The organism is ANME-2 cluster archaeon (assembly GCA_014237145.1).
Classification (GTDB): domain Archaea; phylum Halobacteriota; class Methanosarcinia; order Methanosarcinales; family Methanocomedenaceae; genus Methanocomedens_A.
The window spans coordinates 1-3,402 of sequence record JAAXOC010000071.1; the positions used below are offsets into that span (position 1 = coordinate 1).

At 42.2% G+C, this 3,402-nt stretch carries 2 protein-coding genes and 2 pseudogenes; 2 read left to right on the forward strand and 2 right to left on the reverse strand.

What is annotated here, in order from left to right; translation table 11 throughout:
- Positions 1 to 100, reverse strand: a pseudogene (locus HF974_09200) (succinate--CoA ligase subunit alpha).
- A 102-nt stretch (positions 101 to 202) separates the two neighbouring features.
- Here HF974_09200 and HF974_09205 point away from each other — a divergent pair.
- On the forward strand, positions 203 to 2,089 hold the full coding sequence (locus HF974_09205; protein ID MBC2698486.1) for a TIR domain-containing protein: 1,887 nt from the start codon (positions 203 to 205) through the stop codon (positions 2,087 to 2,089).
- A 339-nt stretch (positions 2,090 to 2,428) separates the two neighbouring features.
- On the opposite strand, the pseudogene HF974_09210 reads toward HF974_09205, so the two are convergent.
- Positions 2,429 to 2,603: pseudogene (locus HF974_09210) on the reverse strand (succinate--CoA ligase subunit alpha).
- Positions 2,604 to 2,740: 137 nt separating this feature from the next.
- On the opposite strand from HF974_09210, the gene HF974_09215 reads away from it, so the two are divergent.
- On the forward strand, positions 2,741 to 3,402 hold a 662-nt coding region (locus tag HF974_09215; protein MBC2698487.1), incomplete at its 3' end, for an AAA family ATPase.

Here is a 3,402-nt window from a genome sequence, read left to right on the forward strand (position 1 = left end):
CCCCCGCACTCTCCAGCGCCTCGATCTTCTCCTTCGCAGTCTCGCCGCCCCCGCTGATAATAGCACCGCCATGGCCCATGGTCTTGCCCAGTGGTGCGCTTGTATCTATGGAAAGACTTATAGAAGTAGATAAATGATTAAAAGGACAAAGATATAATCTAATCTTGATAATGTGTGAAAGGGATTCAGAAAGGAGAGGAGCATGTCTATAGAATCTGAAGAAATTTATGACGTTTTTCTAAGTCATTCACATAGTGATGCAGAATTTGTGGAGGAACTAGCTAAGCAGCTCGAAGATAGGAAAAAGTTGAATGTATGGCTTGATAAATGGATTCTTGTGCCTGGAGAGCCTTGGCAGCAAGGCATGGCATGTGGCCTTAACCATGCAAAATCATGTGTTGTATGTATTAGTGAACAAGCATCAATGGGCTGGTTCAAAGAAGAGATCGAACGAGCCCTAAACCGCCAGACTGCAGACACATCTTTTCGGGTTATTCCAGTGCTGCTTCCAAGCGCAAAAGACTTCAATGTAGGTGATTTTCTTGGACTAAGAACATGGGTGGACTTCAGAAAAGGTATTGATGATGCTGAAGCCTTCCACCGGTTAGTATCAGGCATAAAAGGAGTTGCACCCCTTAGAGGCTCGCAGGGAGAAGCAACACCAGAGAGTCCATATGATCAAATACGAACTTGCAAAACCACTCCTTCAACCCTTCCAGGATATCCAACACGGCTCAGGGAGTTTGTCACTGAAAACAGGGCAGATGAATTGACTCAACATATAACTTACCTCCAAAATCACCACATCCTGTTCATCAGTGGGATGGGTGGTATAGGAAAGACAACACTGGCACTGGCACTTGTTGAAACCAGACCTGCAAATGTTCCCCTGCCTTTCTGGTTTGATTTTGCTAAGAGACCTAGTGCCACGTTGGGCGATGTGCTTGAACAATTGGCCGGATACATGAACGCACCACTGATTGCACAATTTAAAGAAGAGGGACGGGAAGCCGGACAGAATGATATCAATAGATTGATAGACGAACTTAGGAAACGAGACTTTCTATGGGTTATATTTGATAATCTCGAAACAGATCTGAATGAGAATATGAATTTCCATGATCCTGGGATTGATTCACTGTTTACCTCATTACGGGACAGCTCTCACCAAGCAAAAATCATCATAACAAGCCGGACCTTGCCAGTACTTGCAGATGGTGGAAGTCTTATTGACATATTGGAGGATAAAAAACACAAACTCGGAGGTCTGAAAGCCTATTTTGCCGTTGATTATCTGGTAAAGAATGGACTTGATAAGGTAGAACAATCACAACTGGAAGAACTGGCCTCAAGTGTAGATGGTCATCCTCTGGCTCTGAAATTGTTGATAGGTCTGGTTAAAAAATTCGGTGTGAAAGTTATCATAAAAGATCTCACTATGTTCAAAAGACATAAAGAAAGTACTATCAAGATAGCTCGAAGACTGTTTGACAAACTGGCAGGGGATGAAAAGGAACTTCTTGAGCGCATGTCGGTTTTCAGGCAGTCCGAACCCATAGAAGCAATTGAGAACATGTTCACTGCAACCACATCCGTTGATGCCATTGAGAACCTTATTGACAAGTCCCTCCTGGAAACCGACCATGATGGGAGTTACTGGCTTCATCCCCTGGTACGGGAATTTGCATATAATGATCTGGAAAATAAGAAAGATGTCCATAAAATTGCCATGCAATACTACATCTCCATTCCACTGTCAGAAAAACCTTCGAGCAAAGAAGATTTCCAGCCATTATTGGAAGCACATTATCATGCCTGCAGGGCAGAAGATTATAATAAAGCTTTAAATATAATAATGGACAATAATATACATGAAGATCTAGACAGGTGGGGAAACAGTAGAACACTTATTGATCTATACCTTGATTTATTACCCAAAGACCACTTTAACGATACATCTCTTTTAGACAATCCGCAAAGCCAAGGTGTTGTCCTCGGAAACCTCGGGCTGGCATACTCTAATCTGGGGCAGGTGGAAAAGGCAATAGAGTATTACCAAAAGGCGCTGGTGATCGGAAAGAGGAGATAAAGGACCCGAGGATTATCAACTTATGCGAAGAGAACCTCAGGTCCATCAGTTCTTAACACACAGACTTACTCAGACCACCCTCTTCACCTTCGCAGCTACATCCCCAGGACTGCCTGCCACAACCAGCAATTCACGTTATGGCTGTAAACGCATACAAGTGAAGGCCTGTTTATTCATTTTTTCGTAAACATTTTATGATATTGTGTGCTTCTACTCGCTACGTCAAAAGGATAATCAATGACTTGCAGTTGTATTATTCCAGACCGCTTGGATGAAAACAAAATAAGAGACCGGGAATTGCTGTGCTACTACAACCCCCGCACCCTCCAGCGTCTCGATCTTCTCCTTCGCAGTCCCGCCGCCCCCTGCTGATAATGGCACCGGCATGGCTCATGGTCTTGCCCGGCGGCGTGCTTATCCCTACCACATAACCCACCACAGGCTTGGTCACATGCTCCCTAATGTATTCGGCAGCCTCCTGCTCGGCAGTGCCACCTATTTTGTACACCATGACTGTGACCTCAATTAAAGGGTATCTATGAACGATATGCTATCAAATTTTTCAAATACTTTCACTTTTATTAGCAGAAGTGTATTTAGTATATATATTAATAAGGATGTGTTGCAATATAGGCATAGGTTGTGCTAATAATGGCCGAAAATATTAGGGATATTTATCACTTATTTAATCCTGATGAAGTCCTGTTAAATGATGATCTAAAAAAATATTATGTTGAAATAGACCAAAATGAAATCAACATCAAGGATCTACAAAATCGCCTTGAATTGGGATTGGAAACAAGAGAACCGATCAAGCTTCTTTTTACAGGGCATCGCGGGTCAGGAAAGACAACCACTTTAAACAGGCTTGTATCAAATTTAGATAGCCGGTTTTTTATTATACATTATAATGTTTTAGATTTACTGGATCAAAATGATGTAAACTATACTGATGTCCTGTTTTCCATGCTTACGAAAATGCTGGAAAAGGCAGATAATGATGAAATCGATCTTGGTCAAACCCTATTGAAAAGGGTAAATAATTGGGGCAGTTCCATTATAGAATCAATTATCCAGGAAAAAGGAGTGGGGGGTGGGATCGGTCTTAAAGTACCCTTTAATCTTCTTGAAATTATGGGGAGAATGAAAAGCGAAACAACTACCAGGGTCGAGACCAGAAAAAAAATCGAACCACGTGTTTCAGAACTGGTCAATATAATTAATGACACCATCTCAGAGATTGAAAAAACCGGAGGGCAGGTGCTGGTCATAATAGATAACCTGGAAAAGATCGATCCTACAAAAGCGGAGCA

Coding starts and splice junctions, on each gene's coding strand:
- HF974_09205 (MBC2698486.1), top strand. CDS start 203: ATGTCTATAGAATCTGAAGAAATTTATGACGTTTTTCTAAGTCATTCA.